The sequence below is a fragment of the Phycisphaerae bacterium genome (assembly GCA_018003015.1).
Lineage (GTDB): Bacteria > Planctomycetota > Phycisphaerae > UBA1845 > PWPN01 > JAGNEZ01.
Genome location: JAGNEZ010000010.1, coordinates 102,280 through 120,399 on the forward strand (window position 1 = coordinate 102,280; position 18,120 = coordinate 120,399).

The 18,120-nt window shown below is 64.1% G+C and carries 12 protein-coding genes; 4 read left to right on the forward strand and 8 right to left on the reverse strand.

Annotated features, from left to right (window positions below; genetic code table 11):
* Positions 1–75: 75 nt before the first annotated feature.
* The 8 genes from KA354_06825 to KA354_06860 form a co-directional block, all read right to left on the reverse strand.
* The gene (locus KA354_06825) at positions 76–1,239 is read right to left on the reverse strand and encodes a hypothetical protein (protein MBP7934346.1); all 1,164 of its coding nucleotides are present in this window, start codon (positions 1,237–1,239) and stop codon (positions 76–78) included.
* Positions 1,240–1,318: 79 nt separating this feature from the next.
* Positions 1,319–1,987 carry a hypothetical protein gene (locus tag KA354_06830; protein MBP7934347.1) on the reverse strand — a complete coding sequence of 223 codons (669 nt, stop codon included), beginning with the start codon at positions 1,985–1,987 and terminating at the stop codon, positions 1,319–1,321.
* Between the two features lie 213 nt (positions 1,988–2,200).
* A complete protein-coding gene (locus tag KA354_06835) occupies positions 2,201–2,881 on the reverse strand; it encodes a response regulator transcription factor (protein MBP7934348.1) in 681 nt (226 codons plus the stop codon).
* Entirely contained in the window at positions 2,878–5,085 is a 2,208-nt protein-coding gene (locus KA354_06840; GenBank protein MBP7934349.1) for a response regulator, read from the reverse strand. Before KA354_06840 ends, KA354_06835 begins: the two co-directional genes overlap by 4 nt.
* Positions 5,086–5,192: 107 nt before the next feature.
* Complete coding sequence (locus tag KA354_06845) at positions 5,193–6,149, reverse strand: SDR family oxidoreductase (GenBank protein ID MBP7934350.1); 957 nt, start codon at positions 6,147–6,149, stop codon at positions 5,193–5,195.
* A gap of 29 nt (positions 6,150–6,178) precedes the next feature.
* Positions 6,179–7,960 carry an exo-alpha-sialidase gene (locus KA354_06850; GenBank protein ID MBP7934351.1) on the reverse strand — a complete coding sequence of 594 codons (1,782 nt, stop codon included), beginning with the start codon at positions 7,958–7,960 and terminating at the stop codon, positions 6,179–6,181.
* 111 nt (positions 7,961–8,071) lie between these two features.
* On the reverse strand, positions 8,072–9,676 hold the full coding sequence (locus tag KA354_06855) for a hypothetical protein (GenBank protein MBP7934352.1): 1,605 nt from the start codon (positions 9,674–9,676) through the stop codon (positions 8,072–8,074).
* 238 nt (positions 9,677–9,914) lie between these two features.
* On the reverse strand, positions 9,915–10,790 hold the full coding sequence (locus KA354_06860) for a TIM barrel protein (protein ID MBP7934353.1): 876 nt from the start codon (positions 10,788–10,790) through the stop codon (positions 9,915–9,917).
* A gap of 485 nt (positions 10,791–11,275) precedes the next feature.
* Between KA354_06860 and KA354_06865 the strand changes: the two genes are divergently transcribed.
* The 4 genes from KA354_06865 to KA354_06880 all read left to right on the forward strand — a co-directional run bounded on the left by KA354_06865 (position 11,276) and on the right by KA354_06880 (position 18,070).
* Positions 11,276–12,628: a terminase family protein gene (locus KA354_06865; GenBank protein MBP7934354.1), complete on the forward strand. Its 1,353-nt coding sequence runs from the start codon at positions 11,276–11,278 to the stop codon at positions 12,626–12,628.
* A gap of 176 nt (positions 12,629–12,804) precedes the next feature.
* A complete protein-coding gene (locus KA354_06870; GenBank protein MBP7934355.1) occupies positions 12,805–14,088 on the forward strand; it encodes a DUF935 family protein in 1,284 nt (427 codons plus the stop codon).
* A gap of 384 nt (positions 14,089–14,472) precedes the next feature.
* Positions 14,473–16,605, forward strand: a complete 2,133-nt coding sequence (locus tag KA354_06875) for a hypothetical protein (GenBank protein ID MBP7934356.1) — start codon at positions 14,473–14,475, stop codon at positions 16,603–16,605.
* A 109-nt stretch (positions 16,606–16,714) separates the two neighbouring features.
* Positions 16,715–18,070: a hypothetical protein gene (locus KA354_06880; GenBank protein ID MBP7934357.1), complete on the forward strand. Its 1,356-nt coding sequence runs from the start codon at positions 16,715–16,717 to the stop codon at positions 18,068–18,070.
* Positions 18,071–18,120 lie beyond the last annotated feature (50 nt).

The window sequence follows — 18,120 nt, forward strand, 5'->3', positions numbered from 1 at the left end:
AGCGCGCCCGGTGCCGTCAGGCCATGTGTGTATGGAGCGTCAGGTACGAAGAGTCTACCGCGGTCGCCTGGTGGTTTAGCGTGCCAGACGGACGGGCTGGTAGACGAAGTAGCTGGTGCCGGAGCCGGTCGTCGTGATGGCTCCCTCTTCGGTGACATAGGCCGGCTGAATGATGACGGCCTTGTTGTTCATTGCCCCGGTCAGTTTGACGTACATGATTCGAATGCCCACGAACTCCACGATCGTGTACATGGCGTTGTTGCCGTTACCCGTCACTTCCGTGAACAGCGGGATGATGCGGGGCTTGCCGATGATGGACTGGAGATCGTCCTTGATGGCGGCGCTGAGTCCGGTGTCGCCGTTGAGCAGCAATGTGCCGCTTTCGCTGAGCTTGAGTTCGCCACCGTGGTAAGCCAGGTCGGTCTCATTGATCCCGTAGCGGATCTGGCGGGACAGGGTGGCGGTGCTGTTGTTCGCGGAGCCGATGTCCACCGTCCCGAAGTTGCCCGGCGGGAGCTGACCGGCACCCGAACCTGGGTACAGGTTGACTTCCAGGATGTTGTCGGGGGATGACAGGACCGTTCCGGTCTCCTCGTCGTACTTGTAGTTGTCGTTGGTGGTTCCCCGGGCCATCAGGTTGTACCAGACATTTCGGTGGAGGGCCAGGGGCAGTAGCTGGACGGTGTCCGTTGAACTGGTGGTCCTGAAGCCGACCACGCCGTCCTTGAAAACGGCTGTCGCCTTGGCGTTGACGTCGGCACTGTTCAAGCCGAAGATCTGGCCGAAGAGCAGCGGTATGGGGCCGTTCTGGAGAGCGTCCCGGCGGACCGTGACTTCCACGGCGTTGTAGGTGTTGGGATCGTCGGTCGACATCTGCTCGGCGAGGTTGCTGGGATTGTCGAGATGGCCGACCACTACGTCAGCACTCCGCAGGCCGGGTGCCGCTCCGGCCACCTTGTTCCTGGCCGCGTAGGCCGTAGCCTCGCTGATCGCGGCGTTGATCTCCTCGGACATGTCCGGCAGGCCCATGAGCTTCTCCGGATCCAGGAGTTGCCAGGCGGCGGCCATCGCCGCCGAGTCCGCGCTGCGCTGGAGCTCGGCCTTGACGTTGTAGAGGATGCCCATGTCAACAGCCAGAGCAGCGAAGCCGATTAGGGTGGTCAGGCTGACCGCGGTGAGGACCACAGCCGTTCCGCGGCGATGGGTTCGATGGCTGGTCTTTGGTGCTTGAGGTTTCATTCTCGACGTCTCCTTGCTTCTTTCGATCATGCGGTCCCTACAGACTGATACAGGAGCCTGATGGCGCTTCGAGGCTCGCTCATTCGACCGCAGAGACGGCGGAAATGACCTTGGGCGTGCTGTCGGTATAGAGCAGGCCGCTCTCCCCGTACCAGCGCACCTCGGTGATGACCAGTTGGGTCACGCGGTTGCTGCCGTAGGTGATGCAGGAGTTGTTCACCGAGACCTGGGTGTTGTAGGCGTTCAAGTCGGAGGCCGTGCCTGCCTGCTGGAGACGCATGTCCCGACCGAACCAGCCCCAGGTGGTTGACTGGCCGTTGACGATGTCGAAGAACAGTTCCCCTTCGACGATTTCGAGGACCTGCGTCCATCGAATGGTCTCCGCGGTTGTGCTCAGCGGGGTGACGCGGACGGTCTTGCTGTTGACTATCTGCTCGCCGTTCCAGCCCTGGAGCTGGAGGCCGCCGGCGACGAACCCCGGGGCTTCCCGGTAATTCCACAGGACCTGGGCGTAGGAACCCTCGAGGTTGCCCACCGGCGACATGACCGTATGGAACTGGGGTGAGGTGATGGCGTCGTCGGGCTCATTGAGCACCAGGACCCAGTCCTCCTCGACCCGGGTGGCGGGCTCGCTGAACTCTTGAACGGAGAGCACGCTGGGTGCCGGCCACAAGACCGCCACCAATGCGAGACCGGCCGAGAGTGCTCCCATGCTCGACCCGATGCCGTTGATCTTATTCCCCACCATGTTCTTTCCCTCCCCAAAAGGCCCGTTGCCCCACGAATGCGTCCGAACGCCGGCGTCGAGGAACGACGATCGTCCATCCTGGACCGCTGTCGTCCGCGCGGTGTTGCGGACACGAACACCGGTGAGAACTTACGATGTAGGGCCTAGCGGGCGGAATAGTGCAAATGGGCCATATCGCGCGTCGCATCGATGCGGCCGCCGAGCTTTTATCGGTCACGCCTCGGCGAGGCCCTCGCGGATCGCGAAGCATGCGAGCTGGACGCGGTCGTGGATGTCGAGCTTGGTCATGATGCTGTCGGTGTGGCGATTCACCGTATTGACGCTGATGTGCATGAGTTCGGCGATTTCCTTCTTGGCCAGGCCGCGGACCAGGTAGCGGAGGATCTCGAGTTCGCGCTGGGTGAGGGTGGAAGTCCGGCTGTGGCGGCTCTCGGGCAGGGACACGCCGTCGGAGGTGACCACGACGCGGGCCAGGATTTCGGCGGAGTAGTAGGATTCACCGGCGGCGACGGTTCGGATGGCCTTGAGCAGGGCCTCGGGCGGTTCGTTCTTGGTCACATAACCGGAGGCCTCGACGGCCAGGGCCTGTTCGATGTAGCGGTCGTGGAAGAAGGCGCTGAGGAAGAGGATTCGGGTATCGGGGCAACGGGTCCGGATCATGCGGGCGGCGTCGAAGCAGAGCATTCCGGGCATATCGATATCCATGAGCACGATATCGGGCTTCAGCCGGATGGCCTCGTTGAGTGCGGTTTCGGCATCGCAGGCCACGCCGGCGACGCACAGATCGGTAGAGGCCGCGATGCAGTCGGCGAGCATGTTCCGCACCAGGGCGTGGTCGTCGACGATCAGGATCGACTTGCGATGGCTGGATACTGTGGTCTGGCTCTGGTTCATTCTTTCGACTCCTGGTCTCGTTTCAGCATGCGCTGGACTTGTCGCCCCAGGTCGGCCATGCTGAACGGTTTGTAGAGTAGGATTGCATTTTCCACCAGGTCGTCGTCCAGATCGGCGTTGGGGTTTCCGGTGATGAGGATAGCGGGGGTGCGGATTCCCGCCCGGCGCAGGGCGCGCAGGCAATCGGTTCCGGTGCAACCCGGCAGATCGATGTCCAGGATGCAGAGGCGCACCTCGTCAGCGTGTTCGCGATAGCGGCTCAGGACCGAGGGGCCCTCGGCCACATGGATGACCTGGTAGCCGAAGGACCGCAGGGCGGATGAAGCCAGTTCGCGAACGTGCCGGTTGTCCTCGGCCAGGAGGAGCGCCTCGCCCTGGCCGGTGGGCAGGGCCTGGAGCTCGGCATCAGACGAGAAGGTGGGCTCGACCTCAATTAGAGGCAAAAAGATCCTAAACGATGATCCGACGCCGGCTTCCGATTCGACCTCGACCCGGCCGTTGTGATCCTCGATGATTCCGTGGACGATGGCCAGGCCGAGGCCGGTGCCGTGGCCGCGCGGCTTGGTGGTGAAGAACGGGTCGAAGATCTGCGGGCGGATTTCCGGAGGGATGCCGGTCCCGGTGTCGGCCACCGTGATGCGGGCCCAACCTTGCTCCGGCTGTTCCGCGGTGTTGGCGGCGGCATCCCCGCCGGGCTTCACTCCGGCGACGGTGATGGCGAGTTCTCCCCCGTCGGGCATGGCGTCGCGGGCGTTGATGGCCAGATTCAGGAGCACCTGCTGGAGGTGGGTCGCGTTGCCGTTGACCCACAGGGGCCCGTTACCGTCGGCGGAGATGGAGAGCCTGACGGAGGCCGGGAGTACATGTCGGAAGAGCTGGGATGCGCCCGGGATCGCCGCCCGGAGATCGATGGGGTGTTTCTCGATCGGCATTCGATGCGCGAAGGTGAGCAGGGAGTGGGTCATGGTCTGGCCCTGGCGGGCGGCTTCCTCGAGGGTGTTGACCGCTTCGGACAGGTCGGCGGCGGTCGGATTGGACCTCCGGAGTCTGGCGGCGCAACCGAGGATGACGGTGAGCAGGTTGTTGAAATCGTGGGCCAGGCCGCTGGCCAGCTGGCCGACCGCCTCCATTTTCTGCATCTGGAGGAGTTGCTGATTGCGCTCGTCCAGGCGTGCGACCATGGTGCCGAACTCGCGGGCCAACGTGCCGATCTCGTCCTTGGAGGTCAGGGGCGGCTTCTTCGGCCCCTCGGCGCCCTGTCCAGTTCGGAGGGCGTAGTCGGTGAGTGCGGTCACGGGCTTGACCACCAGGCGCTGAAACGTGATCCAGACCAGGAGGACGATGATCGCCCCGGCTAGGACGTGCGAGACTGCGGCGAAGCCCATCGCGATCCGTCCCCGGGAGGTGATGGCTCGGGGGATCTCGGCCTTGAGCAGGAGCGCCGGCTGGCCACGCAGGTCGGGGAAGGTGGCGTAGACGTCGAGGTGCTGGTTGTCCCTGATCTGCAGGGTGGGTGCGCCTTTTCTGGAGCACTGAGCCAAGGCTTCTCGTTCTGCCGGGAGGAGGTGGTTGTCCTGGACGGACCGGGCGGTGAATGTCACTTGTGTCTGGATGGCGAGGGACTGGGTCAACTTGAGGTCGAGGAACCGGCCCATCACCATGGTGCCGCGAATGGGTCCTTCGTTGTTGCTGCTGACCACGGGTCGGGACGCCACCAGCAGGGGTCCGTGCTCGGTGATCATGAGTCCGGTGACCAGGCTGCCCGGATCGCGGTGCCCCAGCAGCGGGCTGTCCGAATCCAATCGTTCCGCCGCGAATTCTCGGAGGCGTACCTCCTTCATGGACGGGACCTCGTAGACGCCGCTCCAGACCTTGCGGCCGCTGAGGTCGCCCATCCAGAGGAGGTTCAGACGGTTGGTGATGAAGGTTGAAGGCATCAGGTTCTTGGCCTGGTACTGATTATCCTGCCCGCTGACGAAATCGCGGGTATCGTCCCAGGCGGCCCAATCGCCGAGGAACAGGGAAAGGTGGTTCAGCTCGGTGCGGATGGCGTCCTTGGCCCGGTTGATATCCGTGATCGCCGCCTCGTTTTCGAGGCGTTCGAAGCTGGGCATGATGATGGCGCGCTGGACGAGGTCCGTGGTGACCACGAACAATGCGTAGACCACGGTGAGGAGCGAAGCGACTTTCCATCTCAGCGACATTCGATTCTGTCCGTCCCCGGCGTTCTGCCTGCGACGCCCGATAACGCTGATGGCGATGGGCGCGCGGATCCTGCCTAATCAAGTATCGCCTGTCTGGCGGCCGCTCGTTAGCGTGGCGCGCTCAAGACCTGCTGGAAATAGGCGACGGTCCGTCGCAGGCCTTCTTCGAGCGGCACGTGCGGTTCATAGCCGAGCAGCGTGCGGGCCCGGGTCAGGTCGGGTCGTCGCCGCGCGGGGTCGTCGGGCGGCAGTGGTCGGCTCACGGTCTTGAGTGGCCGGCCGAGCGTGGTCTCGATTCCCTTGACGAGGTCGAGCATGGACACTTCGCGATCGTTGCCGAGGTTGACCGGCTCAGTGGTGTCGCTGTCCATGAGTCGCATCAGGCCGTCGACCAGGTCGGAGACGTAGCAGAAGCTGCGAGTCTGTTCCCCGTTGCCGTAGACGGTGATGGCCTCGTCGCGCAAGGCCTGGCAGATGAAGTTGCTCATCACACGGCCGTCGTTAACGGCCATGTTCGGCCCATAGGTGTTGAAGATCCGGGCGATGCGAACGGCGAGGTTGTGCTGACGGTGGTAATCCATCATCAGGGTTTCGGCCACGCGTTTGCCTTCGTCGTAGCAGCTCCGCACGCCGATCGGGTTGACGTGTCCCCAGTAGGTTTCCGGCTGAGGGTGCACCTGGGGGTCGCCGTAGACCTCGGATGTGCTGGCCAGGAGGATGCGAGCCTTGACCCGTTTGGCGAGGCCGAGCATGTGGTAGGTGCCGAGCACGTTGGTCTTGATGGTCTTGACCGGGTTGTACTGGTAGTGGACCGGGCTGGCCGGGCAGGCCAGGTGGAAGATGCGGTCGATTTCCAGGACGATGGGGTCGATGACGTCGTGGCGGACGAATTCGAAGCGGCCGCTGAGGATCAACTCCTGGTATCGGTCGCCGAAGTTATCTCGCCGGCCGGTGAAGTAGTTGTCCAGGCAGATGACATGGCAGCCCTCCTCGAACAGCCGGAGGCACAGGTGCGAGCCGATGAAGCCGGCCCCGCCGGTGACCAGGATGGTTTGTTTAGCCATGGACGATCCTCAAGGGCAACACAGGGATTTTAGTGTTTATCGGCACCTGCGGCCCGCGTATTGAATGACAATGCGTTGGCGACCGCCTCTGAAGTGCGCAGATATCGGTCGTAGACGCGAAGTACGGACAGTTGGCCATCGAGTGAGGTGGCCAGGCGCAGGGTTTGGTCGCCGTTCACGTTGGCCAGCTCGGATGGAAACCTGGACCAGCCGCTTCGCCGAGTCGGGCCGCCGTCACACAATCGGCCATCGACGACGAAGGTGATGATTTTGGGTCCGCCGTCGACAATGGCGGTGAGGTGGTGGTATCTGCCGGGGATGAGGGAGCCGGGATCGCACTCCCCGGTGGCCCGGTTGAGGCCGTCGCACATCTCGATTCGTACGGTGGCGTCCGAACCGGTGACCAGGGTCAATCCTCGGCCGCGGTGGTTCTGTGTTTCGAGGATGACTTGGCCTGGGGTGATGCGGTTGAGTTTCAGGGTCAGGTCGAGGGTGAAGCCGCCGCCGGTGGCGAGGTTGGGCAGTAGTGGGATGTGGACCTGGGTCTGGTTGCCGGCGGACAGATCGAGGTCGAGGATCAAGCCCCTGCGGGCGACCTGGCGGTTGTTTTGCTGGTTCCACGCTCCGTGGAGGAGGGTCGGGTCGATTTCATGGACTCGGGCGATGCTCTTTTGGGTTTCGGTGATCCAATAGCGGCCTTCCTGTTCGATCAGGTCGGGGTAGCTGATTCGCGTGGCCGGGTCGCGGTCGTAGAGCAGGATTTCCGGTTGTGACCAAAGGAGGTGTCCTTCGCGTTCGATGCCGCCGCAGATCCAAGCCGGATTGCGGTCGAGGAAGTCTCGGCCCCCGTGGTTATGGAACCAGAGGAGGTAGTGACCGTTGCGGGCCCGGAAGAGTCGCGGGCAGGCCCGGGGCTGTTTGATGGGCTGGCCGCCGGGCGTGTAGGTGGCGATCTCGGGTTTGCTCCAGGTTCGTCCGCGGTCGCGGCTGTAGGTATGGACGGCCCGGCCGGTGGTGGTGCGATAGATGCAGTAGAGGTCGCCGTTGGCGAGGGGGACGATGTTGTGTTCTTCCTGGACGGAACCGAACTCGGGGGCGCGGATACCTTGTTCTCCCTCGGGGAGCATGAGCCATTTGATGCTGTTGGGGTCGGGTTCAGTGAGGATGTTATCGGAGCGGAACAGCCATCCTTCGCCCTGGTCGAGCAAGTAGGCTCCGAGCTTGGTGAAGGCGAAGAGCGCGGAGGGTCCGCAGGTATCGGGTTTGTCGATGCCCCAGAGGATCTGGACTTTGCCTTTCCAGTCGTTGGTCCGGTCGCAATCGGTGAGTCGGACGGGGAGGCGATAACGTTCCTTGGACCAGGTCCGGCCGCCGTCGTCGGAGTACTTGAAGGCGTACCAGCCGAGCATGTCGAAGCGGTTGATCTTCTTGCCGCCGAGGGTTTGGGGTCCGACGCGGTCGCCGTTGTAGTTGTAGAAGGCGTAGACCCGGCCGGTGGGGGTGATGAGTGGTGTTGCCCACGAGGCGTCGGGTCCGTTGGCGGGTTCGATGTCGGTGAGTTTCGACCAGCTGGATCCGTGGTTGGTGCTGATGGTTGAGACGACGTGTTGTCCGCCCTGGCCTTCTTCGCCCTTGCCGGTGGTGAGCACGCAGAGCCAGTGGCCCTCGCGGGTGACGATGACGTAGGGCTGGTCGCAGTAGCCCTCGTCGGGGATGGGCGACCCATAGCGGATATCGCGAGGGTCTGGGCCGAGGCTGCAGCCGGCTGGCAGCAGCAGGCACGCGGCCATCCATGGGCGTGGGGGTTTCATGACGTCGCCATCTCCGTTGTCCTGGTCACGTTGTGTTACCTCCAATACCCACCATAACACTCCTCTGGAAGCCCTTGGGCGCGGGGCCCGGGCTTTTCTCTCGTTTGGCGTTCATTGCTGGAACTGGAACGCATAGAGGTCCGCGTCTCGGACCTGGAATCGCAGCCGGACGCTTTTGCCGGCCAGGGAGCTCACATCGCTGTGGCGTTGCCAGGTGACCACGCGGCTGATCTCGTTGGCGGTGTGGATCAGGTCGCATTTCTCGGGGGCGAAGTGATCGAGGGCGGAGCCGTCGGCGTCAAGGAGGCCGACCTGGACGATGCCGGTGGCGGACGTATCCACGTTGAGGAGCAACCGGCTGCCTTTGAAGATCAGCGGGCAGGTGGTGAACTCGCCGCCGGTGTAGGCTCCGCGGGCGGAGACGAATCCGTCGCGGCGAAGCACGAGGCGGCTGAGGACGGCGATGTTCTGATCGGCGCCGAGTCCGGCCTCGGTGAGCAGTTGCTTGTTGCGTTCGTTGCGGTCCCAGCCGTGGAGCCAGTCGCTGCCCCGGTAGTAGAGGAACATTTCGCGGCCGCTCAGGTCGGGCACGAGGCCCCAGACGACCCGTGCCGACGCCCAGTCGAAATCGCCTTTGATGCCCAGGGGGACGAATGCCCGGCGGCGGTACCGTTCCCAGCGGACGCCGTCGCGGCTGGCGGCGAACTGCGTATCCAGCGGCCCGGCGTTCATGGGCAGCTCCCGGGGGAACTCGGCGAGGACTCCGCCGATGTAGTGGTAGTAGGCGGTGGGGAACATGTAGTAGGCGTTTTCGGCCCAAGGGTACTTGATTGTGGCGCTCATGTAGTAGTCCACGACCTGGTTTTCGCCGTGGAACAGGTCATTGCGGTCCGGTCCGAGGACGACGGGCAGATCCTGCACCGGTGGGAAGGCGAGGGTGTCGGACTCGCCGCGGGCGATGGATCGTCCCTGGGAGCCCTTCTCGGTGACGTTCTTGCGCATGTAGGCCACGTACTTGCGGATCTGGTCGTCCCAGAAGATGACGTTCTGGGAGTCGAGATGGTGGCCCTTGGTTTGCGGTCGGGCGTTGAGCACGGCCTGGTGGGTGGGTTTCCAGTGGATTCCGTCGGGTGAGGAGAACAGGTGGACGCCCTCGCCCAGCTCGCCGTAGCGGATGGCCAGGCGGAACTGTTCGTTCTTTGGGGCGAGCGGGTCGTGGAAGACCATTCCGCCGTCCTGGCCGATGCGTACCCCGGAAGCCCCGTGTCCGAAGACGATGTTGTTGTCTTTTCGGCCCTGGTACTCGGTGAGTCCGATTACAGTTTTTTCCCACTTTATACCATCTTTGGACCGGGCGTAGCAGACCGCCCCGTTGGTCTTGCCGGTGTCCCAGTGCGCGGTGTCCATGGCGTGGTACCACATGTGGTAGGTGTCGCCGAGTTTCATCACGCTGCTGTAGGGTCCGATGCCGCCTTTTTCCCAGGGATGTTCGGGCCGGATGGTCATTTCGCCGGTCTTGCGGGGCGGGTGGACGCACAGTTCGATGCCGCGGGCGTTTTGGAGGAATGTCTGGTCGATGAAGACCTGCCGGCGGTCGGCGATGTCCAGGGGGCTGTTGGCCGGGGTGGGGGGGGGGTCGGTGTTGGCTGCTGGAGCGAGGGTGAGCCAGAGCCAGGAGAGCATCAGGGACGAGGAGGCGGAGGTGAGGAGGTTCATTCTTTTCTCCTTTTGCGGATCGGGTCGAAGGCTTGATAGCCGGCAAGTCGGGCGTTCGGGTTCGGTGGTCGCAGCCGGCCGCCGGTTCCCGTTTTCGCCGGCGGGGTCTGAGCCGAGGCGTCGGGGGGACCGGCGGTCGGGCCTGTGGCAAGGCTTGCGGAGGTTGGGCGGCGCTGCCGGTTGGACGGGAGCGTCGCGCGTGGCCGGTCACTGTGCCGGACGGTCTGCATCGAGGTCATCAGACGTCGCAGATCCTGAACGCTTGTTCGAGGGCTTTCAGGGCATCGCCTTTGGGGACGAATTCCTGTCCCACGAAACCCTTGTAGCCGGTGTCGGCGATGGCCTTCATGACGGCGGTGTAGTTGATTTCCTGGCTTTCGTCGATCTCGTTGCGTCCCGGGTTGCCGCCGGTGTGGTAGTGGAGGATGTACTCGTGGTTGGCCCGGATGGTGCGAATGATATCGCCCTCCATGATCTGGGCGTGGTAAATGTCGTAGAGAATGCCGAAGCGGGGGGACCCGACCTGTCTGGCGATGGCCGTACCGAAAGCGATGTGGTCGCATTGGTAGTCCTTGTGATCGACCTTGCTGTTGAGGTATTCCATGCAGATATTGATTTTTTTCTTTTCGGCGTAGCCGATGATTCGCTTGAGGCCCTCGACGCAGTTGCGGATGCCCTCGTCGTCTGCCTGTCCCTTGCGGTTGCCGGAGAAGGTAATGACGTTGGGCAGGCCCGCGTCGGCGGCGAGGTCGATATTCTTGCGGAACTCGGCCTCGAGGCGTGGGTGGTTTTCGCGGCGGTTGAGTCCGTCGCCGATGCTGCCGGCGCCGGGCACCATGGAGGCGGTCAGCCCGTGTTTTTTGGCCATGGCCCATTCGTCGGGGCCGATCAGGTCGATTGCCTGGTAGCCGATGCGGGCGGCGTGTTTGCACAGGTCCTCGTAGCTGAGTTTGCCGTTGTAGCACCACCGGGAGACGGACTGGCGGATCCGTCCCTTGGGTTTTGCGGTTGGCGGCTCGTCAGCCGCGCCCGCCTGGGCCGCGACCACTCCGCCGGCGATCCCGGTGGCCATCCAACCCATCACTGACCGACGCGAAACGCGAGTCTTGGACATGATTCACCTCGAAGGGGTTCTTGCGGAGGCCGGATTTGCCGGTTCCGGCCGGCTCTGCCAGGGTATCCCTCATACCCGCTCCGGTTCACGCGTATCACTATGCTCGGACTCGCACTGAAAGGCAAGCCGAGGGTAGTGCGGGGGGTCGTCGTGGAGCGGGGCGACGGTTGCGGAACGACGTGGAGGGGTGTCAGGGTCGGGGGGTGGTTTTCCGGGACGGGCGTCGTGTTATTCATGGCTTGTTTTTCACTGGGGCGGTGACGGGTTCGTTCACGGCTCGTGTTCGAGGGTCTGGACGCCGAAAAGCGCCAGCGCCAAACGAAGCCAATGGGTGGACGCAGTGGTCGAATCCGCGATTTCGAGCTCAGATGCCGAAAAGCGCCAGCGCCAAACGAAGCCAATGGGGTGGTCCACGTCTGGGCGGTCCGCGGTTTGCCGAGGCGAGGGGACGGCCGGTGTGTTGTCTGCTGCTGAGGCATACAGGCATGACCGAAGGCACCTCCGACGCGCTGACAACAAGCCGGCTGGTCCGGGAGTCGGGTGTTGTTCGGCCGCTCCTCCCGCTCCTGGAGTACCAGAAGCGGGACATTGAATCACCTGCCCGGTTCAGCTGGTGCTGCTGGTCGCGGCAGATTGGCAAGAGCTTCACCAAGTCGCTTCGCCGTTTGTTGCGGGGAATTGAGCGGCGGCGGACGCAGGTTTTTCTTTCGGCCGGTGAGCGTCAGAGTCGGGAGCTGATGCTGAAGGTTCGGCAGCATTGCCGGGCGCTCAATCTGGCCGCCAGTTTCCAGGGGAGTCGTGATTTCGCGGGCACCCGTTTTCGGCAATTGACGATCGAGCTGCCCAATGGTGTTCGGGTCATTGGCCTGCCGGCGAATCCGATCACGGCCCGGGGATTCACCGGTGACGTTTTTCTGGACGAGTTTGCGATGCACCGTGAGGACCGGGAGATCTGGGCGGCCGTGTTCCCGACGGTGCTTCGCGGTGGTGGGGAGCTTGACGTGGCCTCGACGCCCAAAGGGCGTGACAACCTGTTTGCGGAGCTGCGTGACAACGACCAGTTTGCGCATTCGATCGTGACGCTGGATGATGCCATTGCCGCGGGGCTCGAGATCGACGCCGGGCAGATTCGTCGCTCGATGCACGATGACGAGCTTTACCGCCAGGAGTTCGGGTGCGAGTTTCTTGACGAAGAGTCGGCCTTTCTGACCTATGAGCAGATCCAGCGGGTTGAGGATCCGGGGCTGGAGAGGGGTTTCGACCAGGGCTTGCTGGCCGCCTGCAAGGGGCCGCTGTATGTCGGCGTGGACATTGGTCGGCATCGCGACCTGACGGTGATGTGGGTTGTGGAGCGATGCGAAGGCGTACTGATCACGCGTGGCGTGCGTGAGAGCCGGGGAGAGCTTTTCCGGGGGCAGGTTGAGGTTTTGTTCCGGTTGCTGGAGCTGCGGCGTGTCTGCCGGTGCTGCATCGACGCCGGGGGTATGGGGATGCCGCTGGCCGAGGCGGTCATGGAGCGGTTTGGGTCGGGGCGGGTGGAGGCGGTGCAGTTCAGCGCGATGGTCAAGGACTCGTTGGCGAGTGGTCTTCGTCTGCGTGTTGAGGAAGGCACGATTCGGATTCCGGCGGACGAATTGATTCGCAACGACTGGCACTCGGTTCGCCGCTCGGTGGCGGTTGTCGGACCGGCTCGTTATGACGCGGCGCGGTCGGGCAGTGGTCATGCCGATCGATTCTGGGCGGCATGCCTGGCGGTTCGGGCGGCGGCGTGTGAAGGGGGCGTGATCGAGGTTGTGCGTGGCGAGGGTCTGCGGTTCGCGCGAGAAGGCGTATGGTAGGCAAGCCGAGGGCCGAAGGGTCGAGCGCGGAAGGGGTGGAGGGCAGGCTGCAACCGGTTGGCGGAGCGATGGGCGGTGGTGGGTCCTGGGTGTGAGCCGGGGCTTGGCGATGGCGGGGTGATCGGCGGGGCGGGATGACGAGGTTGAGGGGGGTCTGAAGAGGAGGGGTGGGCACGATGAGTTTGCGGGCCTGGATTGCTCATGCGGTGGGTGGCCGGCGGGATGGGGGTGGGCGGGTGCGGCTGGGGCGGATGGTGCGGCCGCTAGCGTTGGATCGGTGGCGGGACTATCCGGCGGATGGACTCACGCCCTCGCGGCTGGTGACTCTTCTGCGGGCGGCGGACGACGGGGCGGTGGACCAGGCGATGGCCTTATTTCAGCAGATGGAGGAGAAGGACGCCCATCTGCATTCGGTTGCGAACACGCGGCGACTGGCGTTGACCGGTCTGGGTTGGGAGATCGTGTCGGCGGTGGAGGTTCGCGAGGGTGTGGATCGGACGGCGGCGGATGAAGCGGCCGACCATGCCCGCGGGGTTCTGGCCGACATTGAGGGATTTGACGAGGCGTTGCAGCATCTGTCGATGGCCATGGGTCGCAACGTGGCCGTGGCCGAGAACGTGTATGACGTTGTCGAGGGGGAGCTGAGGCTGACGGATGTCATCCCGGTGGGTTTCGAGCGGCTCGCGTTTGACGCTTACGGTCGGGTGCGGATTCTCACCGAGCAGGAGCCGCAAGCCGGCATCGAGCTACCGGCTCACAAGTTTGTGGTGCATACGCCGCACACGGCCTGTGGTCATCCGATGCGTGGTGGGCTGCTGCGTGTCAGTGCGTTGTCCTATCTGGGCAAGCATTACGCGATGAAGGACTGGATGGTGTTCGCGGAGGTCTTTGGCATGCCGGTTCGGGTTGCGCGATACGAACCGTCGGCCACGCCGGAGGAGAAGCAGGAGTTGCTGGGCATGTTGCGTTCGCTTGGCACGGACGCGTCGGCGGTGTTCAGCAAGGCGGTGGAGCTGCAGCTGCTCGAGGCTGGCCAGGGCAAGTCACCGCCGCCGTACGAGAGCATGTGCAACTTCTTCAACCGCGAGTTGTCGAAGGCCTGGCTGGGCGGCACGTTGACCGTCGAGACCAGCGGGCAGACGGGCACGTTCAGTACCGCCCAGATCCACGACGAGGTCCGGCTTGATCTTCGCCAGGACGACATGGCCAAGGAGGCCCGGACGATCCGGCGGGACGTTCTCGCGCCGATCACGCGGTTGCAGTTCGGCCCGGGCGCGCCGGTCCCGTTTTTCCGGCGGCGGTATGAACCGCCGCATGATCTTCGCGAGCTAGCCGGCGTGTTGGACATTGCGGTGAACGATCTGGGCATGGCGGTGCCTGATCGCTGGGCTCGTCACGCGCTCGGTGTGCCGGTTGCAGCGGAAGGGGAGGCGGTTCTCCACGGCAAGCCGCCGGGGTGACGGTGCTGCCGGCCGGGATGGTTATTGATGCTGGTTGGGTCAGCAGTCTCTCCCACCAAAGGCGGGCCCATAGACCGGTCTTTGCAGGGCTAGTCGGCGAACGACCTTGGTGGTAATCTCCTTCTTGAGATTAGCCCGCTTCACGGGGCTTCGCATTCTACGTGTCGTGCAACCGGGACTTTCCCATCATGCCCAGGAACGTCCACAGCGAGATCAACCTCCACATGATGAGGTGGTCGCATTAATGAACTGGAGGCGGCTCGAGGTGGGCGAGGATGCGGTTCTTGCTCTTTCTTTCTGCAAGCCCGCGCCTTGATGGTTGTCTTCTTCAGGTCTCGGCTGAGTTGAGTCACGACTAACCCGGTTGCTGGAGGATGGTCGGTGATGAGCAGATCCCATCTGATGACGTGGGGGTTCGGGATTGTGGGTTGGGCCGCCGTTGCCTTGGCGGCCGATTCGCAGGCGACACGACCGGGGGCCGGGCGTGTGGGCCTGGTTGGTGAGGCGGGCATCGAGTTTTCGCTGGTGGCGGGCCGGCTGCATCTGGTGTCGTTGCGTGGTGGGCGGGGCATGGAATGGGTGGTGGCTTCTTCGGGGAAGGCCTCGCTGTGGGGACTGGCTCTGCGCGGGCCGGGGGGAGCTGCCGCGGAACTCGAGAGTGATGCCTTGTCCGCGCCGGAGGCGAAGGGTGACGGCTCGGGGGTGGGGTTCAGGTGGAAGGCCCGTGTGGGCGAAGGGGAGGTCCAGGTGAGCCTGACCGCATCGAGCAGCGGCCATGACGGTCTATCGAGCTGGCGACTGGGTGCGGTACTTCCTGACGGCTGGAGTGTTGTCCGGGCCGACTGGCCGATTCTGGCGCACCTGCGAACCGGGTCCGGTCTGAAGATGGCGGCGCCGTTTGGCTGGGGGCTTGAATACGAGGTGAAGCCGGGCATGGGCTACGAAGCCACCTATCCTTCGCTGGTCGCGTCGATGCCGTTTGTGGCGTTCTACGGTGGCGGCGAGGGGCTGTACGTCGGCATGCACGACCCGAAGGGCAACCACAAGCATCTGGCGGTCAAGGCCCGGGAGGACGGTGTGGGTGTGACCTTCACGCACTGGGCGGCCGCCTCCGACACGGTGAGTGGCCGGTACGCACCTGGCTTTGAGGCGGTCATTGGTGTTTTTGACGGCGACTACTGGGACGCCGCCCAGATCTATCGAGCTTTCACCTACCAGACGCCGTGGGGTGGGGCGTGCCATGGCCTGAAGCTCTCGGACCCGAAGCGGGCGGTGCCTGCCTGGCTGAAGGACATTGAGCTCTGGCTGATGCCTGGTCCGGAGCCGCTCAAGAATGTGGACATGTGCCGCAAGGCTGCGGAGTTCTTCGGCGTCCCGATTGCCCTGCACTGGTACAACTGGCACGAGATTCCGTTTGACACGCTCTATCCCGAGTATTTTCCGGCCAAGCCGGATTTCCGGGAGGGGGTGAAGGCTCTCCAGGGTGCGGGCTTGCGGGTCATGCCATACATCAACGGTCGGCTGTGTGACCGGAACTCGAAGACCTGGGTGCAGGAGGGCGGGGACAAGGCCGCGGCCCGGCAGGAGAATGGTCAGCCGTACACGGAGGTTTACGGCTCGAAGGTTCCTCTCAACGTCATGTGTCCGGCCACGGTGCAGTGGCAGAACAAGATCGCGGGCATTGTCGACCGGTTATTCAGCGAATGTGGTGTGGACGGTGTGTACATTGATCAGATTGGGGCGGCCGGTGCGGTCCGCTGCTTTGATGCGGGGCATGGTCATTCCGTGGGCGGGGGCACGTTCTGGTTCGACGGCTACCGCAAGATGCTGGACCGGATCCGCGCGAGGATGCCCGAGGACCGGATGCTGACGACGGAGGAGAACGCCGAATGCTGGAACGACCAGCTCGACGCCTTGCTCATGGTCAACACACCGGCGGTGGGTGGCCGACGGGTCATTCCGCTCATGCCGACCGTTTATGGCGGGCGGGTGATCACGTTTGGGTTTCAGTACATGCACGGGAGCGACATTCCCAAGTCGCTGCCGTTTCGGGCGAAGATGGTTCGCGACTTTCTGTGGGGTGCGCAGCTTGGTTGGCTGGGTGTGGAGGGGATCATGGCCGACGGCGCCCGCAAGGAGGCCGAGTTCCTGCGTAACCTAGCCAAGGCTCGTCGGGGAGGGCATGAGTTCCTGCTGGAAGGTCAGTTTCTCGGCGAGGTTGAAGTGATTGGTGATCAGCCGCGGCTCAAGGGTGCAGGCTCGGCGGGCGGCGGTGAGTACGCGATCGATCTGCCGGTGGTGATGGCCACAGCCTGGCTGGCCGCGGACGGCACGATGGGGTTGGCGGTGGCGAACATCAGTGACGAGCCGCGGGCGGTGGAGCTCCGCCCGCCGTGGGGCCGATTGCGTCTGGCGCGTGCCTGGTGTGGAGAAGGGGTCGAGGCGGCCGGGGAAGGCTCGAAGACGATTCCGGTTTCTGTTCCCGCCGGTGGGGCCTGTGTTGTCCGTGCCCGCTAGATGGAGGGGCCAGTCTGAGGATCGTCGTCGCACGGGGTGACAGGCGGTGGTTATCTGGCTATAATGCTGTCGCCGCAGACCTGCCCCGGGTGGAAGACGGAGATTCAGCATGCGACTGGGAGGTTGTCTTGTTGCGGCCGCCATCCTGTTGGCGGTCGGCCATTGGATTCCCTGCGAAGCGAGGGAGAGGCAGGCGGTCACGATTTCGTACGTAGTCGGTCCGCCCCAGCCGCTGCCTGACGGGCTCAAGGCGGTTGCGGTCATTGACTCGGGGGTCAAGACGGAGGGTGCTCGGCAGGACGATCGTGAGCGGAAGTGGTCGACGATTGCCGCGGACATGATCGAGTCGATGCTCCAGAATGGCGTCCAGTTCGGCTCGCCGGTGGTGGTGGCCAAGCGACGAGAGACGCAGAAGGTTCTGGCGGAGCGCGATTTGAAGCTGGCTGGCCTGGTCGAGGGTGAGGTCGCCGCCCGGGCGGGGAAGCTGCTTGACGTCCAGGGTCTGGTCACCAGCCGGATCACGGTCAGGGTGGACGTTGAGAAGAGCAGCAAGTCGACGGTTGACTGGCTGAGCATCATGGGCGGGTTTGCGGATCAGATAGGCGAAGTACGATCGCCGCGGGCTCGAGACCGCGAAGGTGAAGTCCGGCGGCCGCGTGTCTATGGCCAGCCGCGGTATGTGTATGATCCGCGGGAGGCTTACTCGCATGATCCGCGTTACTCGGTTGATCCGCGGATGGTGCGGATCAGGCCGCTGCCGGGGAGCCCGTACGCTCCGGTTGGTCCGGTTGTGGTTGTTCCTCCGGGGCCGGCGGTTGTGCCGGCACCGCCGGTCACGTCCCTTTCCGGGCGCGCGGCGAGCGGTGGGCTGACGTTGAAGACCAAGGAAGTTGAGGAGATCAGCAGGCACCTGACGGTGCAGTGTTCGTTCTGCCTGATTGACGCCGTCACCGGTGCGGCGATCGTGCAGTACTCCACGACGCCGATCCAGAAGAAGGACACGAAGTCGCCGGATTTTTTCTTCGGGGGCAGCATTGACGAGGGTGATTTGGATCCGGTGGATCATTTCATTGGGGAGCTGGTTGAGCGTGCGACGCAGGAGTTTGCGGGGCAGGTTGTACCGATTCGGGTGCGGTACAGCACTGAGGTGGTTGGTCATGGCAAGGCTGGCGAGGGTGCGGTTCGAGCGCTTCGGGCGGACGATTATGCGGCCGCGTTTCGGGGCTTCGCGGCCCGGCTTCGCAAGGAGCCGGAGGAGGCGGACACGGCTTACGCGATGGGGGTGGTGGCGGAGCTGATGAGCGATCCGGTTGGGGCTCTGGAGCTGTACCGCCGGGCGGCGTCGACGGCTGGTGTGGACAAGGAGGAGCTGGCCGTGTATATGGCCGCCAAGGAGCGGCTGACCGCTCACCTGCACAGGATTCTGGTACCGCTGGCCAGTCAGCCAGCTGCGTCGCGGCGGTGAGCTGGGGGGGGATGAGAGGCGGCATTGGGCGGGTTGGAGTGTGTGCCGGG

Bases quoted from the DNA above. Each gene is read 5' to 3' on its own strand.
- KA354_06835 (MBP7934348.1), bottom strand. From the start codon at position 2,881: ATGAACCAGAGCCAGACCACAGTATCCAGCCATCGCAAGTCGATCCTG.
- KA354_06845 (MBP7934350.1), bottom strand. From the start codon at position 6,149: ATGGCTAAACAAACCATCCTGGTCACCGGCGGGGCCGGCTTCATCGGC.
- KA354_06825 (MBP7934346.1), bottom strand. From the start codon at position 1,239: ATGAAACCTCAAGCACCAAAGACCAGCCATCGAACCCATCGCCGCGGA.
- KA354_06840 (MBP7934349.1), bottom strand. From the start codon at position 5,085: ATGTCGCTGAGATGGAAAGTCGCTTCGCTCCTCACCGTGGTCTACGCA.
- KA354_06865 (MBP7934354.1), top strand. From the start codon at position 11,276: ATGACCGAAGGCACCTCCGACGCGCTGACAACAAGCCGGCTGGTCCGG.
- KA354_06880 (MBP7934357.1), top strand. From the start codon at position 16,715: ATGCGACTGGGAGGTTGTCTTGTTGCGGCCGCCATCCTGTTGGCGGTC.
- KA354_06860 (MBP7934353.1), bottom strand. From the start codon at position 10,790: ATGTCCAAGACTCGCGTTTCGCGTCGGTCAGTGATGGGTTGGATGGCC.
- KA354_06875 (MBP7934356.1), top strand. From the start codon at position 14,473: ATGAGCAGATCCCATCTGATGACGTGGGGGTTCGGGATTGTGGGTTGG.
- KA354_06850 (MBP7934351.1), bottom strand. From the start codon at position 7,960: ATGAAACCCCCACGCCCATGGATGGCCGCGTGCCTGCTGCTGCCAGCC.
- KA354_06830 (MBP7934347.1), bottom strand. From the start codon at position 1,987: ATGGTGGGGAATAAGATCAACGGCATCGGGTCGAGCATGGGAGCACTC.
- KA354_06870 (MBP7934355.1), top strand. From the start codon at position 12,805: ATGAGTTTGCGGGCCTGGATTGCTCATGCGGTGGGTGGCCGGCGGGAT.
- KA354_06855 (MBP7934352.1), bottom strand. From the start codon at position 9,676: ATGAACCTCCTCACCTCCGCCTCCTCGTCCCTGATGCTCTCCTGGCTC.